At 38.1% G+C, this 16,808-nt stretch carries 23 protein-coding genes; 19 read left to right on the forward strand and 4 right to left on the reverse strand.

Annotated features, from left to right (window positions below; translation table 11 throughout):
• Nucleotides 1-19: 19 nt before the first annotated feature.
• From AB5443_RS01130 to AB5443_RS01220, 19 genes are all read left to right on the forward strand, one after another.
• Nucleotides 20-1,138, forward strand: a complete 1,119-nt coding sequence (locus AB5443_RS01130; RefSeq protein WP_032568676.1) for a site-specific integrase — start codon at nucleotides 20-22, stop codon at nucleotides 1,136-1,138.
• A 56-nt stretch (nucleotides 1,139-1,194) separates the two neighbouring features.
• Nucleotides 1,195-2,259 carry an ankyrin repeat domain-containing protein gene (locus AB5443_RS01135; protein WP_004319189.1) on the forward strand — a complete coding sequence of 355 codons (1,065 nt, stop codon included), beginning with the start codon at nucleotides 1,195-1,197 and terminating at the stop codon, nucleotides 2,257-2,259.
• 60 nt (nucleotides 2,260-2,319) lie between these two features.
• A complete protein-coding gene (locus AB5443_RS01140) occupies nucleotides 2,320-2,997 on the forward strand; it encodes a hypothetical protein (protein ID WP_004326085.1) in 678 nt (225 codons plus the stop codon).
• Nucleotides 2,998-3,051: 54 nt separating this feature from the next.
• Nucleotides 3,052-3,597, forward strand: a complete 546-nt coding sequence (locus AB5443_RS01145) for a hypothetical protein (protein WP_155162817.1) — start codon at nucleotides 3,052-3,054, stop codon at nucleotides 3,595-3,597.
• A gap of 86 nt (nucleotides 3,598-3,683) precedes the next feature.
• On the forward strand, nucleotides 3,684-4,433 hold the full coding sequence (locus tag AB5443_RS01150) for a DUF4241 domain-containing protein (RefSeq protein WP_004327342.1): 750 nt from the start codon (nucleotides 3,684-3,686) through the stop codon (nucleotides 4,431-4,433).
• Nucleotides 4,434-4,507: 74 nt separating this feature from the next.
• Nucleotides 4,508-4,933, forward strand: coding sequence for a hypothetical protein (locus AB5443_RS01155; protein ID WP_005681360.1), 426 nt, complete (start codon nucleotides 4,508-4,510; stop codon nucleotides 4,931-4,933).
• A 65-nt stretch (nucleotides 4,934-4,998) separates the two neighbouring features.
• Nucleotides 4,999-5,610 carry a hypothetical protein gene (locus AB5443_RS01160; RefSeq protein ID WP_041926317.1) on the forward strand — a complete coding sequence of 204 codons (612 nt, stop codon included), beginning with the start codon at nucleotides 4,999-5,001 and terminating at the stop codon, nucleotides 5,608-5,610.
• 58 nt (nucleotides 5,611-5,668) lie between these two features.
• Nucleotides 5,669-6,562 carry an immunity 22 family protein gene (locus tag AB5443_RS01165; protein WP_004319190.1) on the forward strand — a complete coding sequence of 298 codons (894 nt, stop codon included), beginning with the start codon at nucleotides 5,669-5,671 and terminating at the stop codon, nucleotides 6,560-6,562.
• A gap of 69 nt (nucleotides 6,563-6,631) precedes the next feature.
• Nucleotides 6,632-6,973, forward strand: coding sequence for a hypothetical protein (locus AB5443_RS01170; RefSeq protein ID WP_004295473.1), 342 nt, complete (start codon nucleotides 6,632-6,634; stop codon nucleotides 6,971-6,973).
• A gap of 74 nt (nucleotides 6,974-7,047) precedes the next feature.
• Nucleotides 7,048-7,611, forward strand: a complete 564-nt coding sequence (locus AB5443_RS01175) for a hypothetical protein (protein ID WP_004295267.1) — start codon at nucleotides 7,048-7,050, stop codon at nucleotides 7,609-7,611.
• 68 nt (nucleotides 7,612-7,679) lie between these two features.
• Nucleotides 7,680-8,387: a hypothetical protein gene (locus tag AB5443_RS01180; protein WP_070752026.1), complete on the forward strand. Its 708-nt coding sequence runs from the start codon at nucleotides 7,680-7,682 to the stop codon at nucleotides 8,385-8,387.
• Between the two features lie 69 nt (nucleotides 8,388-8,456).
• Nucleotides 8,457-9,152 carry an Imm19 family immunity protein gene (locus AB5443_RS01185; protein ID WP_115484191.1) on the forward strand — a complete coding sequence of 232 codons (696 nt, stop codon included), beginning with the start codon at nucleotides 8,457-8,459 and terminating at the stop codon, nucleotides 9,150-9,152.
• A gap of 96 nt (nucleotides 9,153-9,248) precedes the next feature.
• Nucleotides 9,249-9,704: a macro domain-containing protein gene (locus tag AB5443_RS01190; protein WP_004319182.1), complete on the forward strand. Its 456-nt coding sequence runs from the start codon at nucleotides 9,249-9,251 to the stop codon at nucleotides 9,702-9,704.
• A 100-nt stretch (nucleotides 9,705-9,804) separates the two neighbouring features.
• Nucleotides 9,805-10,056: a hypothetical protein gene (locus tag AB5443_RS01195; protein WP_004319180.1), complete on the forward strand. Its 252-nt coding sequence runs from the start codon at nucleotides 9,805-9,807 to the stop codon at nucleotides 10,054-10,056.
• A gap of 70 nt (nucleotides 10,057-10,126) precedes the next feature.
• Entirely contained in the window at nucleotides 10,127-10,882 is a 756-nt protein-coding gene (locus AB5443_RS01200; RefSeq protein ID WP_004295472.1) for a hypothetical protein, read from the forward strand.
• A 58-nt stretch (nucleotides 10,883-10,940) separates the two neighbouring features.
• Nucleotides 10,941-11,561 (forward strand): hypothetical protein, encoded by a 621-nt coding sequence (locus AB5443_RS01205; protein ID WP_004295471.1) that lies wholly within the window; start codon nucleotides 10,941-10,943, stop codon nucleotides 11,559-11,561.
• A 65-nt stretch (nucleotides 11,562-11,626) separates the two neighbouring features.
• Nucleotides 11,627-12,232, forward strand: coding sequence for a hypothetical protein (locus AB5443_RS01210; protein ID WP_004295470.1), 606 nt, complete (start codon nucleotides 11,627-11,629; stop codon nucleotides 12,230-12,232).
• Nucleotides 12,233-12,307: 75 nt separating this feature from the next.
• Nucleotides 12,308-12,853: a DUF1629 domain-containing protein gene (locus tag AB5443_RS01215; protein ID WP_004295469.1), complete on the forward strand. Its 546-nt coding sequence runs from the start codon at nucleotides 12,308-12,310 to the stop codon at nucleotides 12,851-12,853.
• A 92-nt stretch (nucleotides 12,854-12,945) separates the two neighbouring features.
• The gene (locus AB5443_RS01220; protein WP_004319175.1) at nucleotides 12,946-13,536 is read left to right on the forward strand and encodes a DUF4948 family protein; all 591 of its coding nucleotides are present in this window, start codon (nucleotides 12,946-12,948) and stop codon (nucleotides 13,534-13,536) included.
• 28 nt (nucleotides 13,537-13,564) lie between these two features.
• On the opposite strand, the gene AB5443_RS01225 is transcribed toward AB5443_RS01220, so the two are convergent.
• The 4 genes from AB5443_RS01225 to mobC all read right to left on the reverse strand — a co-directional run bounded on the left by AB5443_RS01225 (nucleotide 13,565) and on the right by mobC (nucleotide 16,793).
• The gene (locus AB5443_RS01225; protein ID WP_004295467.1) at nucleotides 13,565-13,951 is read right to left on the reverse strand and encodes a hypothetical protein; all 387 of its coding nucleotides are present in this window, start codon (nucleotides 13,949-13,951) and stop codon (nucleotides 13,565-13,567) included.
• On the reverse strand, nucleotides 13,948-14,343 hold the full coding sequence (locus AB5443_RS01230) for a hypothetical protein (RefSeq protein ID WP_004295466.1): 396 nt from the start codon (nucleotides 14,341-14,343) through the stop codon (nucleotides 13,948-13,950). The genes AB5443_RS01225 and AB5443_RS01230 overlap by 4 nt, the downstream gene beginning before the upstream one ends.
• Nucleotides 14,344-14,347: 4 nt before the next feature.
• On the reverse strand, nucleotides 14,348-14,629 hold the full coding sequence (locus AB5443_RS01235; RefSeq protein ID WP_004295465.1) for an Imm17 family immunity protein: 282 nt from the start codon (nucleotides 14,627-14,629) through the stop codon (nucleotides 14,348-14,350).
• Between the two features lie 154 nt (nucleotides 14,630-14,783).
• Nucleotides 14,784-16,793, reverse strand: a complete 2,010-nt coding sequence (mobC, locus tag AB5443_RS01240) for a conjugal transfer protein MobC (protein WP_005681351.1) — start codon at nucleotides 16,791-16,793, stop codon at nucleotides 14,784-14,786.
• Nucleotides 16,794-16,808: the final 15 nt, after the last annotated feature.

Below are 16,808 nucleotides of genomic sequence, written 5' to 3' on the forward strand. Positions count from 1 at the left end.
ATCCGACAAAACGTGAGGCATGGAAATATATCCCCCAAAAACCAAGATCAAACTTTCTCCGGTGATAAGAAACGGGAGAGAATTTGTCGAAGTGACTTTCGGTAATGACAATGACATCCGCTTGTCGCTGTCGAAGGAAGAAAACGTACTGCTTGTCGGCGGCAGGGCTTATCTGCCGGCAGAAGATTTCGTGCTTGCCGAGTTCTTCGACCGCTATGTAAAAATGGCGTTTATAGACTATTCTGCCATCAAGGAAACCGCACCCCGTAAAGAGGAAGACAAACGGCCGCCACTGCCGGAAGGCTATCTGGAAAAACTTCAGCAAGTGCGTTACAGTGACCATACCGTAAGGGTATATACCTCCTATTTCCGCGATTTCCAACAGCATTTCGAGGGGCGTAAGATTGAAACGGTTACTCCCGGCGAGATAAACGACTACCTGCTGTATCTCATCCACGAGAAAAACATATCCTCCTGCCAGCAAAACCAGCGTATCAACGCCATCAAGTTCTATTACGAGAAAGTTCTCGGTCAGGAACGGCGGTGTTACAAGGTGAACCGTGCCAAACGGGAGAAGACGCTGCCCGACGTGTTGAGCAAGGAGGAAATAAAGAAAATACTCGACGTGACGGTGACAGACCTGCGTTTCTTCTGTATGTTCTCCATACTCTATTCCGCAGGGTTGCGCATCAGCGAACTGCTGGAACTGAAACCCGGCGACATCAACGAATCCCGCTCCCTGATACGGGTGCGGCAGGGTAAAGGGAAAAAAGACCGCTACACCCTGCTGTCAAGACCGTTGATGAAAAAGCTGACGGAATATAACAGACTATACAAACCGAAAGTGTGGCTTTTTGAACACAGACCGGGAGAACCTTTCACCGAGAGTATCGTGTCGAAACGGCTGAAGGCAGCGGCCCGGGAAGCGGGAATCACGAAACGGATTTATCCGCACCTGCTGCGCCATTCGTTCGCCACTCACCTGCTGGAGCAGGGAACCGACATCAAGATAGTGAAAGAGCTTATGGGACATAACAATATCAAGACGACAGAAAGGTATGTCCACATAGCCGACACTTTCAAAAGCAATATCAAAAGCCCGTTGGACGATCTGTTGATGGAGGAAGACGAGGTCTGATACTTAAAGAAAATAACAGCCAAATCGGCTGATAGTATAACATTATAACTCAATAGATGAATAATAAAGAAATTTATATAAAACTGGAAAAAGCAGTTGGCGATAACAACGTGCAGGAAGTATCGAATATACTCGACCAACATTCAGATCTGGATTTGAATGATGAGAATTTATATACGCTTCATCCACCTTTATGCCGAGCTGCAAAGAAAGGTTTTTATGAAATTTGCAAGACTTTAATTCAATATGGAGCCGATGTAAATTGTATTAAAGATAGATTATTTTCTCCTTTATGGGGTGCTTCGTCTGGAAACCATTTAGAAATAGTCAAATTATTGATAGAAAATGGCGCAGATATAAATGCTTATGAAAGTTCTACAACAGCAGCTTTGAATGAAGCTGCCGCTAAAGGGCATTTTGAGATTGTTCGCTACCTTATAGAGAAAGGTGCGGATATAAATAGGCTTACTACAACTCTACTTTTTTCTCCTCTTGATTGGTCTATTAGTAGTGGACATAACGAAATAAGCCTTTTTCTGAAGGAAAAGGGTGCGTCGTCCAATATCAACCACGATTATGTATGGTCTGAAGTCGGTGGTGGCATATCCCAACATATAGACTGGAATATTGGCAGAGTTATTCCTAACAAATTCAATGAAACGGAAAATGGTGTATTCAATAGGCTTGCGGTTGTTAATAGAGGCAACAATTCGTTATTGTTCAGTGTAGGAAATTTCCAATATACCCAGCCTTATGTGGAGTTTGTTATTGTGCTTCCGTTTGGCTGGAATCCATACTCTAAAATGGAGAAGACACAGTTCCCTTATATGGTAATGAAAGAATTAACGAACCAAGTCCGTAACGGAAGAACATTCTCTGATGGAGATTTTATATCCAAAACAGAGAAAGGGTTCAACGCAATCTCTTGGTCGGAGAAATTGGCTGGATTCTATGTCGTAGATTATAACTACTCTGATACAGCGAATCAATATGATAACAAAGAGGATATGGTTACTCTTTATACGCTTATTCCTGTAAAAGCTACTAAAAAGGGATATAGCGAACACTCTTTAGAAAAATTGAAGTCTAAGAAATGGAAAGCGATTGAATTGAGTTTATAACAAGCGGATTAATCTTCTAAAAACTCGATTATCCGCCAGACATTATAAACAATAAAGCCAATGGATATAAAGAATGATATACATATTATGGAAATGAATGACAAACTGTATCAACGGTTAAAACAGTCAGAGCTTGTCATTCATGCCAAAGTTGAAAGTATTTTACGACAAATCTCTTCATGGAAGTATGCTACACATGAATTTTATGTTCCTGCTCCCTATCAAAATGAATTAGCGGGTTTACCAAACGGACGAATACGAAAAAATATTGAAGAAAAAGACCGTCTAAAAATAGCTGGTCTGTATTCTTTTGGCTTTAATGCAGAAGGAAAAATACTTTGTTCGCAAGAAGCTCCAGATAATATAGGAAATGGCATCATAACTGATATATATGAGTATGATAATGCCTTTTCATATTATGTATATCATGTTAAATATATACCCAATCAATATACAACCATAATCTCAATAAGCTATTTTTATCCATACCATGAAATGAATATCTTTCAGGGTATAAATTCATATAAAGATTGGTCAGTGTATTTATATGAATATGATAAAGAAAGAATTAGTAAAGTACATAGGTATGCTTCTCGTTGGGGCAATATGCCAGCAGAGGAATATAATTTTGCCTATGAAAATAATCTTTTATGTGCAATAGTTGGAGAGAAAAGACTAAAGAATGGAGAATTATATATCCATTGGAAAAATAAAAAAGTTTATAACAAGGAAAGATAACCCCTAAACGGCGTTCCTTTCCAACCCATTACAGACAACTTAATACAGAAATATATGGAATATATACCGGATTATCTGAAACCATTTATTATACACAAAGACTATTTTCCTGAATTGATAGAAGATTCATGGTTTAATAATCCTGTGTATTGGAAAGGTAGGTTAATATCCCCACAAAACGAAACAAAATTCAGACTTTACTTTTGTGGTGAATTAATTGATAATTCCATTGCAGGCAAGCAAAATTTCCCTTTGGCTGTATATGCGTATTCAGTAGATTCAGGAGAAAAGATTACTCTTTTCGATGAAAGGTATAATGGATATGAAGCATTACTAATAGAGGATAAGAGAGAACTACCATTATCTCCTGAAATTCAATTTGTAGATAAAGATGCTGAAACAGAATTTGAAATTATCATTCTTGGATGCAGTAATACCGATTTCGATGATGAATACCCAGCCACCGAACAAGTACAACTAATCAACGGCGACTGGGTAAACAAAGAGTATCTAAAATGTAATGCTTTTGATTTCATTTCCATACTTATTCGCAATGCCAAAGGTCAGGTATATAAGATATTGGAAATGGAATTATGTTAGTTAAATCGTCTGTAACAAGGTCGAGATAACAGCTAAACGCTGTTCCTCACCAAACCATTATCCGCAACTAAAAATCAAAAAGGAATATGAAAGAATTAGAAAACAACTGGATGAAAAAATGGGAATCGGTAAAAGAAAAAACCGTCTGCCCTGTTGACCTCAATACTTATTTTGAGCAAGAAGAAATTGCAGGAAAATCGTTAACGACGATTAATATCGGTTCTTGCGATTTGCCGAGTGGAAATCTTTTGGTACGAGATCCATTGGTATATCTCCCAAACAGAAACGAACGTCCATATTTTCAGAACGCTCCTGCGGGTAAATATGAAACGGAAATTTGTGTAATCAAATCTGACGACGAGGATTGCGACCGTTATGCCGCAGTACGTTTGCGCTTCAATGAAAAGCGGGCTGTTCGATTCTATGAAGCATTAGTTGGGAATGAAAACCTTGAAACATTGGAAGAGGGTGATTACTTTGGATTTTGTGTAGATGCTGGTTTAGGATGTGTATGTGATGAAATTATCCACCGTATTTATTGCGACTGGGATGAACAATGGCGCAAAGATAATCCCGATGATAATCCTTATGATGGATATTTTGCTGCATTATTCAAAGAAAACTATTATCTCCATCCAGAATATCAACGTGCAGGCGGAGACTGGTTAAATTGGCAAGTGCCGGGGACGGAGTATCATATTCCCATTTTTCAATCAGGGTTCGGAGATGGTACGTATCCGGTTTATTGGGGCATAGACGAAGGCGGCGAAATATGTCAGTTGGTAATTCAGTTTATTGATATAGAATTAGCCTATGGCAATGATGAAGAGAATTAATGTGCGGATAACAAGTAAATAAGCAACCCTAACAGTTGCTATTTACAACCCATTATTCTTCAAAAGAATTGGATATGAATAAAGGAAATACCATAGAAGATTTTTTTTGTAAGCAATTCATTAAGTCTGGTTATCAAGACCGTTTCTTTTTTGAACTGTCATCAAACAAAAAAAGAGTAAAAGCTATTAGTCGAATTTGTCATAATATGATGGATATTATAAATGAGAATAAGATTGTCGAGGTCTATAATTCTACGGATTTAATCCATTTGACAGATAGACTTCGTGAATTATCTAAAGAGAAAGAAGGATATTGCATCGGTTTTTTTGAGCTGGATCAAAAATGGGCAGATATATCAGAGGCTATAAATGCAGGAATACAGTCGAATTTTGGCTTTGCCATAATATTGTCTGATGGAATTGCTTGTATATGTGAAGAAACCGGTATAACCAATAGAAGAGCTGTAATATTACACTCCATATCCAAATTGAAAGAATAACAAGCGGCTCAACCTCCCCTTAAAGGTCGGTTAGCTGCCAAACATTACCGATTAACAATGACAATATGAAATGGTATAAAATATACTTGAATGGAGAAAATCGAATATGGAAGAAATGTATTACATATTCGTGGGAGTTTATATATGAAGATAAAGAAATTAATTTTCAAAGAATTATAGATTCATCTTCATCGGAAAGGTATCAAATAAAAGCTCTTATCAAAGGTAAGGGGCTAATCGCTAAAAGTATATCTGGATTTGGGCAAATAAGAATGCCAGAATTTGCTGAAGTCAGCCATTTGTTTCTTGTCAGAGAAGATATATTGAATATAAACGAATTGTCCTCCATAAAAGGAATTTCTTTAAAAAGGGTTTCAGTACATGGAGATTTCCCACTTGATTATATGGCAATTATTTTTAATGAAGTAATTGATTGTGTTGACAATATTCATTCCAAACGAGAAGAATTTGAATGCATGAGTACACTTGTGTTAGATATGTCTAAAATACCTTCATCTGTAGATGGGTTCTTTTTAAAAGGGTGGAATAAATACGGTTTTTATAAAAACATTGTCAATGAAAATATGAAAATGCAATTACTTCATTTGTATAAGGCAAATGAGTTTTTAAAATTTAAAGAAATAGAAATAAATGGCACATCGGTAACAAATGGATAAATCTCCGTAAGAGAGATTATCCGCCGAACATTAGTCGCTTGAAAAATAAAAAAAGAAAATGAGTAAGATAATGATATGGGTCGGTCAATTCGATTCCGAAGCTGACGTTGAGAAATATATGGATCAATCGGCTTTCCGTCAATGGTGGAAAGATTATGATGAAGACAATAAGGAACTTCGTTGCCAGTTCTGTAAGGAGCTTGGTGTAATGAACTATGATGAGGATTTTCTTATTATGAAATTCACATCTGACGGCTTGGCAGGATTACTTAACCTTATTCCTGCTGATACCCAAAAGATAAGTCTGTCGATGGCTGATAAAAATATTACAATGGCAAATGCTGTTATCTGCTATAATTGTCGTGAGGGTATATCTCCTAAGAAGGCAGAGAATGCCACAACCATGACTTATCTTGGTACGTTTGAGTTTGAACTGTCGCCTGAAGGTGTACAAGGGTCTAATGCTGGATTAGAATATATGATTTGGATTGGCACAACCGATAAAAGTCGGGAAGAATTTATGGAGTATTTCAATCAAGATGAATACATGAAAGAAATACGAGATTACAAAGAAAGTCGTACAAAGAAACGCCCAAATCCGGAACATCGCTGTCAGTTCTGTAAAGACATTAATATAAAGTATTACTATCCAGAATTTCTAACTGTGGAAATTAAGGATGAACCCGAAAATCCTTTTAATCTTGTTAGAATGATGATTGATAACAAACTTGTCCTTGACTGGTATATTGAGTCCGATATTGATGAATACCACATAAAGCCATCAAATTGTATTGTGTGCTATATACCCAATGGTTTCAAGGACAACAAAAGGAATCAGAAAATCTTTATTAAGAAGAAAAATTATGATTCATATGAAACACCTAAAAAATTTGTGGATGAATTAGACAGTTACAACGGTATTCAATATTTGGAAACTTATATTGCAGAATAAAGCGACTAACAAACGGATAATTTCCCTTAAAGGTCGATTATCCACTGGACATTACAAACTAAAAAGAATATGAGTGACCAAATAATTTTTGATGTTGACGGACTTATAGAAGCTCAAATCCGTCAGAGAGATAAAGACTACGCGAAAGTCTGTTGTCAGAACTTATTAAACTACGCATACGGAAAGGGGCTTTTGTGTGATAATCCATGTGATAATGAAGGAAACCTAATCATGCCTTCAATTATCAAGGAAAGTTCTTTAACAGAAATTGGTAAACATATTTTTGTTGAATTGCTATTTAAGTGGTTTGCATACACAGATAATGAAAGTGGAAAAATTGACAGAAAAAATAACATCAAAATGTTAGAGAAGTATTACAATCAACTTTTACAAAAGATTGATAGAAAATAGGTTGCTAACAAACAGATGAAACATTGAAGGCGGTTTATCTGCCGGACATTATAATAAATAAAAATCAAAGCATTATGGCAAAATATGAGTTGGGGGCAATTTATAAAATTAATGGTCGAAGTGGTGAATTGTATTATGTAAGACTTTTGACAAACGACTGTTATGGCGTTTTTTCATCATTAGAAGGCGAACTGAATGAAGAGACATTTGCTCAAACCCATTATCGTCTCTATTTTAGCTGTAACTCTTTTCCTATAAAACGAGGTATATGGGAAAAAGTCGTATCATCTCCAAACTGTACAGATATTGCACGGTGGCAACGCCCTCAATATTTAGCTAATTTTGCTAATTTCAACATGAAATTATTTCTTGATCAATGTAGAGTTTTTCATGAAGATGGGAACCTTTATCAATGTGAAAGTAAAGAGGAGTTTATTAGATTAGTAAAATCCGGTAAGATTTTATTTTGTTTTAATACTTATGAAATTATACCAGACTTTCTAATGAGGTATTACAAGGATTTCCCCAATAGCTATATTGTAAATAAAGATTTTATCCATAGTGGAACTTTGGAATACCAAAAAGAACAAACAAATGTATTAAAAGAATTAGGCTTTGATATTGGAAACTTATTATAACAAGCGGCTGAACATTCCTATAAAGGTTAGTTAGCCACCAAACATTAGACACCTCTAAATAAAATTATATGGTTGATAAAAAAGAAATATTGAATCAAATAGTGAATGTGTTGGAAAAACCTTTCGTTACACATGGTTTTCGATATGTACGAGGTGGTCGCTTTGTACGAAAGCTATCTGATGGAAACACAGAACAGCAATATCATATAACTTTCAGGAAGAAATACGGCTGTTTTCTTATGTCAATCGAGCTTATTGTTCAAAATAAAGTGCTATTAAAAGATTTTGATGTTTTATACAGAGAAACCTTAATCTTTGGATACCGGAATTTTGAAGATAATTTTCGGGATGAATGTATAAAAATGGTATTGAAACAAAAGTATGTAACTTTATGCGGACTTGGGGATTGGAGAGAACTTAAAGAGGAAAATGAATCGCTGGAAAGTTTCAATGCCAGATTTCGCCTCTGGTCACCCCCTTATTTTGAAGATTTGAAGGATTTGAATAACATTTTGGAAAAAGAAGGAAGTCCCACATGGCAAGAGCAATGTTTGACCAGCATAAATCTGTCTTTGAAATTTTTCAAGAAAACAGAAGATATAAACTGGATTATAAACAATACAGAATATCAAGGACTGTTCCTATTAAAGCAAATGGGGCGAGTTGAAGAAGTTGAAAATAAGTACAATTCGTTACTTGAAAAAAAGAGGAAATATGGGAATAACACAGAAAGCATAGAGTATTTCTATAAATTATTAATGAATAAAGGTGTCTAACAAGCGGCTCAACCGCCCCAAAGGTCGGTTATCTACCAACCATTAGTTGCGGTCAAAAACGAAATAAAAATGAATGTAATATCAGAAAAAGAATATTCGTTTTCAAATGCGCTTTTTTGGAACGTAATGTTACATCATCATATTCGAGCCTTTGATGAAGAAAGGGATGCGAATTTTGATGAAGTATGGGATGAAGAACTTGTACCAACATTGTTGGATGAAAAGAAGTACAAGAAATATTGGTGTTGGCTATCTCAAATTGATTTGAAAACATCCGAAAATCAAGGTGAAATAGAAAACCCAAGAACTCTAACACTTCCTATCGGCAGCGATATTGTATTGACAATAGAATTTCATCCTTGCTGTACATATTATTTTTTGAATGACACTTTAATCGGGGAAGTTAGTGGCAACTTTCACTTGAAGTATCTCACATATTCGGAATTAATGAGGATTACAAAAGAGATATATGGAGATGTACTGTTTCATTTACTCTTACCTTTGTCTGCAATCAAAGAAAAGGAAAAAGATACAGCACTTTTTGAGATTGTCCAACGATTGCAACAAATTCCCTTATTTAAGGAACATTCCGAATATATAGGTAAATGTATCTTGAACGGATTATTAGTATCCAACTCTGACATACAGGAAAATTCCAAGATAGGAACGATATGTACAAGTAATCATTCGTATAGAAATGCTTTGATATATAATGATGAAAAGCAGGAAATAAAGGAGCTAAATATTCTTTTGTCAAAGTTATAAATTTGCAACTAACACGTGAATAAATCTCCCCGAATGGTCGATTATTCACCGAACATTATCTGCCCAGAATAATTAACAATAAAAAAGAAAAAAACAATGATTAGGTATATTGAAAAAGGCGACATATTCCGTATTGATGGAGTGAGCAGTTATGCGCATGGTTGTAATTGTGCCGGTGCAATGGGTAAAGGCATTGCCGTACAGTTCAAAAGCAAATATCCAGATATGTATCTTGAATATAAGCAGTTGTGCAAAGAAAATAAGTTTTGCCCCGGTGATGTTTTTGATTATGATTATGGCAATGGACATATATATAACCTTGGTACTCAAGCAACGTGGCGAACACGAGCTAAAATAGAGTATATCGAAAAGGCACTGATACAGATGCTTGAGTTAGCCAGTGGTGATAATGTAACGGCAATAGCCTTACCTGCAATCGGTGCTGGATTAGGAGGATTAAAATGGGATGATGTAAAAGCAATTATAGAGACAGTTTCAAATGATTATCCTAATGTTGATTTGTATGTAGTTGAAACTTATCAAAGCGAATAAAGGCAGATAACAAGCGTATCAATCTCCCTAAAGGACGATTATTCGCCGAACATTATCGTTTAATATGGTAAGTAGAAAAGAAACAGTAAAAAGTTGTTGTGTGAATATACTTGATGATGTAAAAAGAATATTAGCGCAACCTTTTGAATGTAGGAAGACTTCTCTTCCTGATGGTGCATTACATAATGTACAAAAAGAATTGGAAAATATGATTAATGCGATTGATAAAGATATTTACTCGTTTACACCAAGTTATGGCAAATATCTAATAGATTGTTGGCTTGGAGATGAATTAGTAGATAAACTTCTTGATGTTTCTTGTCAATATGAAAAACTAATTAAGTTGAAATAAACGATAGCATACGGATTAATCTTCCAAAGGTCGATTATCCAACAAACATTATCGGTCTAAAAATTAAAATATGGATAGTAAACTTCAATTATTCGCTAAAGTGTTATTAAAAGAACACTATGATGAATTTTTAGAAATGATTCAGTTGTTCAATATAGATAAGAGAACCTTTGTCCTTCAACATAGGAAAATGTTTGAAAAGGGATGGTACGATACAAGCTCTGAAGACAATGAATTTAGTGAAGTAGATATTATGCTTTGTTTTGCTATAGTTTCTCACAGAATGGCAGTTATTGATTGGAGTGGTGAAGAATATTCAGGGCAGGTTAAGCGTTCCATTACGATGATGTTAAAGAATTATGGGATAGAACGTTTCTTATGGAACACTAAAAAGTTTGAGGATTCTTTGGATTGGGACAAAATTCGCCGAGGTGACTATTTGCCTTTGTTGTTCCAAGCTATGAACAAGCAACTTAACAGAGGCGGTTATTCCATTGTGTTTTGTGATACAAAATCGGATTGTTTTCGTTATGCAATATTACCAACTGCCGAGTTTGTGCAATTTGAGAATACGGAATTAGATGATTATCTGACAATCATTAGTCCTAAGATTTACAATATATATCTTGCAGACAAGGGAAATGAATTGCCTAAAATTATGCTGTACTTAAAAAAGAAATTTTCTGTTCCACTAAGTGAAATCAAGGAATTTTGTTCAAGAGATAAAATTTTACTTGGAATAGGGAACTCTATAATTGTGGATGAATATCGAAAAGAAATTGAACAACTTGGAGGCAAGATTGAAACAGAAGAAATAGACCGATAACAAACAGCAAACCGATTGAATAAGCGGAACGCTGCCGAACATTAGCAACCCCAAAAAGATGAAAATGATTGGAGAAACTATAAGAACTGAATTTGAAGCATTGAAAAATGACTTTGAAACCATAAGGCAACAAATAGAAGACGATGTTGTCAGGACTGAGTTGTATAAGGGCGAGTTTTATGAACTTACTCCATATTCCTATCAGCGTAATGGTTGCAAACAAGGAAAACCTGTAAAGCGTCCTGATACAATAAAAAGCACCAAAAATCTTTGTATCTACGGATTTAATAACCAAAATCAAATCGTAGAAGTTAAGGTTGGTTGTTCTATTGAAAATCAGTTTTATCACACTTTCCTGTATTATACAGACAATCTTGTGAAAAGTATTCTATACGATAATGGAAAACATTTGATGAATGTATGCCATTACTTTTTTGAGGGCGGAAAGCTGAAACGGTCACAGTTATGTGGTAGGTATGGTTGCCGTGAAGAGAATTATATCTATAAAGAAAATGCTTTGACACATATTGAAGTCAAACAATATGATATTGAGGGTAATAGTGGTAATGATTTAATTCATATATTCCAATATCAAGACGATGGGGCTTTAGAAAGTATTACCAAATCATTTCCAAATGGATATTCTGAAATAATCTATAAAACGAAAAGAGGTTGCTAACAAGCGGCTTAACTACCCCTGAAAGGTCGGTTAGCCACCAAACATTAATATTAAAAGGAAACACTATGATACCTGATAAATTGAAAGATGATTTTAATTCATTGAGAAATATGTTTGATGAATTGAAAAGAGAAATTGATAAGAATGTTGTAAGGGAAGAGAATTACAAAGGTGAGTTCTACGAAATATCCCCTTATTCTTATCAAAGAAACAGGTTTAAGCAAGGGAAAATAGTTGGAAATGTAACTTCTCTCAAAACAACTAATAACCTATTTACTTATTATTTCGATGTAAAAAATCAAATTATAGAAATCCGAGAGGGCTTGGAACTTAAAAATCAATTCTATTACACCTTTTTCATTTATGAAAAGGAACTCATGAAAACTATTGCATATGATAATAGCAAACGTATTGTGAATGTCCGATATTATCTATATGGAAGTAATGGTAAAATAGAGAAAATGTATTCAAAGGGTTCTCGTGGAAGTAGAGAAGAAACATATTTTTATGAAAATGACCGCCTACAAAAAATAGTTATAAGACAATTTGATAGAAATGATATTGAACAGGATACGTTACAACATTCATTTGATTATAAGTCTAATGGAGAATTAAAATCTATTATTCTTTCGACAGAATTATATTCTGAAACAATCTATCAGGAAACATAAATTTAATATTAACAAGCCGGGATAACGGACTAACGCCGTTCCCCGTCAAACCATTATCAATTACAGTACGACAATATGAACTTTTACTTAATAGGTAGTTTAGAAGGATTTAACGATTTACGTTTTCCAAATGTGGAAGATTGGCAAAATTGTATGGGACATGCTGAAGGTTTACTAAAGCAGTGGAATCCTCCTGAGATGGAATATATATGGAAAAAAAGTAATAGACATAAACATTTTGATTTATCACAATTTTGTAATCCTCTATTAACTATTAGCGACAAAGCATTAAGTATTTTAGAAAATATTCTTATCAAAAATGGAGAAATTCTTGATATAAAGTCGCCAAAAGGTTTTTATTTTTTTCATTGTACCAATATAATAGATGCTTTGATTGAAAAAGAATCAGATATAGTGTGGTTAGATAAAGAAAGAGGATGGGTGAGTTGTATAAATAAATTTGTGTTGGATAAAAATAAAATCCAAGAGCAAACTATTTTCAGACTTCCGAATGTAAATTGTCGCTATACTTTTTATGGGGAGGAATTTAAGAACCTTGTATTGAAACATCATCTTCAAGGAATACATTTTGATAGATACGAAACTATTATTATAAAATGAATGATTGTTTTAAAGTTTGTAGTTAAAGTATTGATAACACGCACATCAATCACTTAAACAGTGATTATCTGCATCCTATTAAACATTAGAAAATGAGAACACCAATCATAATCCTGTTATTTGTAATCCTGCTTGCCGCAAGCTGCGGAGAGCCTCCCATGCCGCCGTCGGACGAGGAAATGATACGCCATTTCACCACGCACGAGGTGGCGTTCCGTAAGGTGTACGAAATCATGGCAGAGAGTTCAGAAGGTAGTTTTCACTACCCGCCGCTTTCTCCGGAAGAGGTCATTATACTTGATTCAACAGAACAAAGCGATACATTCCATGAAACGAATGACGAACAAGACATTCCGGTATATGGACTGTTGAAGCCGGAGCGAATCCTACTCGACTCCTTGTTATCAGAGATTGGATGCGGTTTTATCCTTGTTGATCGCAGGGAATGGGGAACGGCAGATTCGGTATATGTGAGCCTTGTTATGCCGTACTACTCCCACGGCATCGTGGATGCGGGAACGTCCAAGAGTTTCGTTTACGATCCCGGATTGAGAAGCCGTCGGAATATCCGTATCACCGAATATGGCGACCTGAACGAGATCTACCGCAGGACGTACAACGACACCACGCTTTACAAACCCATCAAGGGAAACTGGTACATCGAGTTAGACCATTCGATATAACGGCCCGGAGTTCGTATCAAAGCTTGTTTCACTTTTTGTCAAGAAGATACATCATAAAGCAGATAATGGCTATCGCAAGGAAAAATAACAGAACCGCAAGGAGTTCGTTAAACCTGCACTTGGCATAGTGAGACATCACTGCTTTGCCTCGCCATTTGTAAATCCTGCTGACGAGCGACATAACGGCAAATGTGACAATGCTAAAAACGACACATGGCAACAATGCCGACACACCTGGAAAAAGCCGGATAGTAACAGTCATCATAGGGAATATCAAAAGAGCGAAGATATAAATCGAGAGCATCATTTCGCCATCGACCCTGCCTGTTCGTCTTGCTTGTTCCAATTTCTCCCCCATCCACCAGAGGTAGTCCCAGAGATAGAACCGTTGCTTATTCTCCTGCCGTTTCATCATGCCCAATGTATAAATCCGAGGTGGAACATCAGCGCTACATTTGCCACGATCAGGGCGATAGCGATAAGAACTATTTTGGCGAGCTTCCTGCCGGGATGTTTCATCTTCCCGTAATGTTCACGGAGCGCTTCACGCCGTCCGGCTGTATAGCGTAGCTTGCAGAATAAATCGGGAAGAAAGCAGAGAGGAATCACTATGGCCAAACCAATCATCCAGCCGAAAAGGCGCAATATCGGCGGAACCCCAAGCGGTATGAGTAGGACGAAGAGCCAGCACCAAAACAGTAGCATACGTCCGTTGAGATTGGTACGCTCCCTTTCGTGCCATATCTCGGCTACATACCACATATAGTCGATGAAGCAGATCCGGTATTTGCGATTGTCCTTTTCCATACCGTTATCTCCATACAAAGAAACCAACCAATATAAGTATAATCAGAACGCTGACCAACACAATCTGAACCCTGCGGCGTGTTTCAGGCTTGCAATCGTCAAATAACCACAGTTTGCTGTTAAACTGCCAATGACACGCCCATTTCCAACGGAACAGCAACCCTGCAAGCCATAGGGCAAGCAACCCGACACCAAACAGCAACCCGTATTTCGGGTGAGCCTGCAACCACTCGAAAAACGCTTCCGCCTTGCTGTTCATTGCTTCGTATATATCGGTAACTGTCATACTTATAATTAAAAGGATTCCGAACACAAAAATAATGTTTTCTGTTCACATAATCACTACTTTATGCTCCAAAACACCGGCTGTGCGGTTATAAAACCAAGAAACAGCCCCCGTTAAGGTAACGGAGGGTGTTTGCGGGGGTGTTTGTGTTCATTTAGTTCTGTTCCGGCAGGAGCTTGCAAAGCACCGGGTCGTTCTTGATACGTTCCAGTTCCTCGGCGACGATGCGGCCGGCCTCTGCCTTGATACGTTCGTAGTTTTCCTGCACGACCTGTTTCATGTGATCCGTCCCGTTCTCGTCCGTGAAATCGGTAATTTGTGGTATCTTCTTGTACCGGGCCGTTTCCGCTTTCACTTTTTCGTTGTCCACGACAATCTCGCAGTGGAAAATCTTCTGCTCGATACGTTCGTCGAAATTGTCCGCCACAGCCCCGACGAACATTCCCTGCGTGAGCGTCGAGATCTTCGAGGCCGGGATCAGGCTGTCCAGCTGCGTGGATATGGATGTCGATTTGTCGCTGCGGCTCAACGTCATGCTCTGCCGCTTCTGCAATACCTTACCGAACCGTTCCGAGAGTGTCTTGGCCGTTTCACCTACGACCTGCCCGGAGAAGATGTTGCCCACCGTGTTCATCACGACGGCGGCCTCCTTGTCCCCGTAGTCCCTCTTCAACTGTGAAAAATCCTGGAAGCACAGCAGCACGGCGACCTTGTTGCTTCTGGCCGTGGCGATCAGGTTGTCGAGTCCCTTGAAGTAGATTGTCGGCAGCTCGTCGATGATGATGCCCGATTTGAGCTGGCCTTTCTTATTTATGAGCTTGACAATCCGGGAATTATACAATCCCAAAGCCGCTCCGTAAATGTTTTGCCTGTCGGGATTGTTCCCCACGCAGAGTATCTTGGGATCGTTCGGGTTATTGATGTCGAGCGTGAAGTCATCGCCCGACATGACCCAATATAGCTGGGGCGAAATCATGCGGGAAAGCGGAATTTTGGCCGATGCTATCTGGCCCTGGAGCTGGTCTTGAGCGCCTCCGAGCCAGGCATCCATAAAGGGGCTGAGGTAGTTTTCGAGTTCCGGGTAGGATGTCAGAATCGGGAAAATATCCTCGTACCGCTTGTTCAGGAACTCGATGGCGTGCGGGAAGGTACAATACCGCCCGTTGTCGTAGATGCGCAGGAACCAGATCACGGCCGCGAAAAGGATAATGGGGCTTTCCACAAAAAAATCGCCCTGCTTCTGCACCCAGCTTCGGTTCAGGTTGAGCATGATGGTATAGGCGCTCTCGTAGGCGTCCGAAATATCGGTCATGAAGTCCGGGTGAATGGGGTTACAGCGGTGCGAGCGGCGCGGGTCGTCGAAATTTATGACGTAGAAAGTCGGGATTTTCTTGTAACCTTTCTGGTGATTCAGCAGGTGGTTGTAAGCGATTTCCGAAAGATCGGGAAACTTGTAGTCATAGATGTATTGGGTATAGCCCTTTTCGATTTGCTGTTTAATGAACTGGTTTACAACACAATAACTCTTCCCGCTGCCCGGGCTTCCCATGCAGATGCAAGCCCTTTGCGGGTTTACAACGTTGGCGAACCCGTTGTTCCACTGTTTGTTATAGTAAAATTTCGTCGGCAGATTTATGGAGTACTCGTTCTCGATCAGGCGTGTTTCCTGCTGGAATGATTCGTTCTCGTTATTGAAAGGGTCATCCATGAGATTGTTCTTCAGCAGGCGGGACATCCACACGCCGCCCATCAAGAGGCAGATATACCCGGCCGATAGGGTCAGTATGTAGAAAGCCGCGTTCGCCGCTGCCGTCAGCGGCAAGTCCAGCAGCCACCAGTTGAAGAAGAACAGCACGCCTCCCGTGGCCAGCGATGCCGTGATTTTCCGCCAGGTAATTTTCTCCTCTTTTACTCCTTTTGTCCCGAGGCATGAAAGGGCGAGGAACACTACGGCGAAAAGTTTCGTCCATAGTATATTCCGGAACAGCCCCGCGGTGCGGTCGAAGTTCAGCAGAATCCTATCGACCACGCCGATATTGATTCCCCATTCCCGTATCTGCCCGTAGCAGAACCAGTAGATGTTGATAACCACGAACAAGATACTCAATGCCCGCATGAAATCCATTGTTTTAGCAAGACCCCGAAGGTCGTCTTCCTGTTGCATAACCGTAAGATTTAA

The organism is Bacteroides sp. RTP21281st1_H5_RTP21281_210402 (genome assembly GCF_040918965.1).
Classification (GTDB): Bacteria; Bacteroidota; Bacteroidia; order Bacteroidales; family Bacteroidaceae; genus Bacteroides; species Bacteroides congonensis.

Coding starts and splice junctions, on each gene's coding strand:
- AB5443_RS01230 (WP_004295466.1), bottom strand. CDS start 14,343: ATGGAAAAGGACAATCGCAAATACCGGATCTGCTTCATCGACTATATG.
- AB5443_RS01175 (WP_004295267.1), top strand. CDS start 7,048: ATGGCAAAATATGAGTTGGGGGCAATTTATAAAATTAATGGTCGAAGT.
- AB5443_RS01180 (WP_070752026.1), top strand. CDS start 7,680: ATGGTTGATAAAAAAGAAATATTGAATCAAATAGTGAATGTGTTGGAA.
- AB5443_RS01235 (WP_004295465.1), bottom strand. CDS start 14,629: ATGACAGTTACCGATATATACGAAGCAATGAACAGCAAGGCGGAAGCG.
- AB5443_RS01140 (WP_004326085.1), top strand. CDS start 2,320: ATGGATATAAAGAATGATATACATATTATGGAAATGAATGACAAACTG.
- AB5443_RS01220 (WP_004319175.1), top strand. CDS start 12,946: ATGAGAACACCAATCATAATCCTGTTATTTGTAATCCTGCTTGCCGCA.
- AB5443_RS01225 (WP_004295467.1), bottom strand. CDS start 13,951: ATGATGAAACGGCAGGAGAATAAGCAACGGTTCTATCTCTGGGACTAC.
- AB5443_RS01160 (WP_041926317.1), top strand. CDS start 4,999: ATGAAATGGTATAAAATATACTTGAATGGAGAAAATCGAATATGGAAG.
- AB5443_RS01170 (WP_004295473.1), top strand. CDS start 6,632: ATGAGTGACCAAATAATTTTTGATGTTGACGGACTTATAGAAGCTCAA.
- AB5443_RS01145 (WP_155162817.1), top strand. CDS start 3,052: ATGGAATATATACCGGATTATCTGAAACCATTTATTATACACAAAGAC.
- mobC (WP_005681351.1), bottom strand. CDS start 16,793: ATGCAACAGGAAGACGACCTTCGGGGTCTTGCTAAAACAATGGATTTC.
- AB5443_RS01205 (WP_004295471.1), top strand. CDS start 10,941: ATGAAAATGATTGGAGAAACTATAAGAACTGAATTTGAAGCATTGAAA.
- AB5443_RS01215 (WP_004295469.1), top strand. CDS start 12,308: ATGAACTTTTACTTAATAGGTAGTTTAGAAGGATTTAACGATTTACGT.
- AB5443_RS01200 (WP_004295472.1), top strand. CDS start 10,127: ATGGATAGTAAACTTCAATTATTCGCTAAAGTGTTATTAAAAGAACAC.
- AB5443_RS01135 (WP_004319189.1), top strand. CDS start 1,195: ATGAATAATAAAGAAATTTATATAAAACTGGAAAAAGCAGTTGGCGAT.
- AB5443_RS01155 (WP_005681360.1), top strand. CDS start 4,508: ATGAATAAAGGAAATACCATAGAAGATTTTTTTTGTAAGCAATTCATT.
- AB5443_RS01190 (WP_004319182.1), top strand. CDS start 9,249: ATGATTAGGTATATTGAAAAAGGCGACATATTCCGTATTGATGGAGTG.
- AB5443_RS01185 (WP_115484191.1), top strand. CDS start 8,457: ATGAATGTAATATCAGAAAAAGAATATTCGTTTTCAAATGCGCTTTTT.
- AB5443_RS01210 (WP_004295470.1), top strand. CDS start 11,627: ATGATACCTGATAAATTGAAAGATGATTTTAATTCATTGAGAAATATG.
- AB5443_RS01130 (WP_032568676.1), top strand. CDS start 20: ATGGAAATATATCCCCCAAAAACCAAGATCAAACTTTCTCCGGTGATA.
- AB5443_RS01150 (WP_004327342.1), top strand. CDS start 3,684: ATGAAAGAATTAGAAAACAACTGGATGAAAAAATGGGAATCGGTAAAA.
- AB5443_RS01165 (WP_004319190.1), top strand. CDS start 5,669: ATGAGTAAGATAATGATATGGGTCGGTCAATTCGATTCCGAAGCTGAC.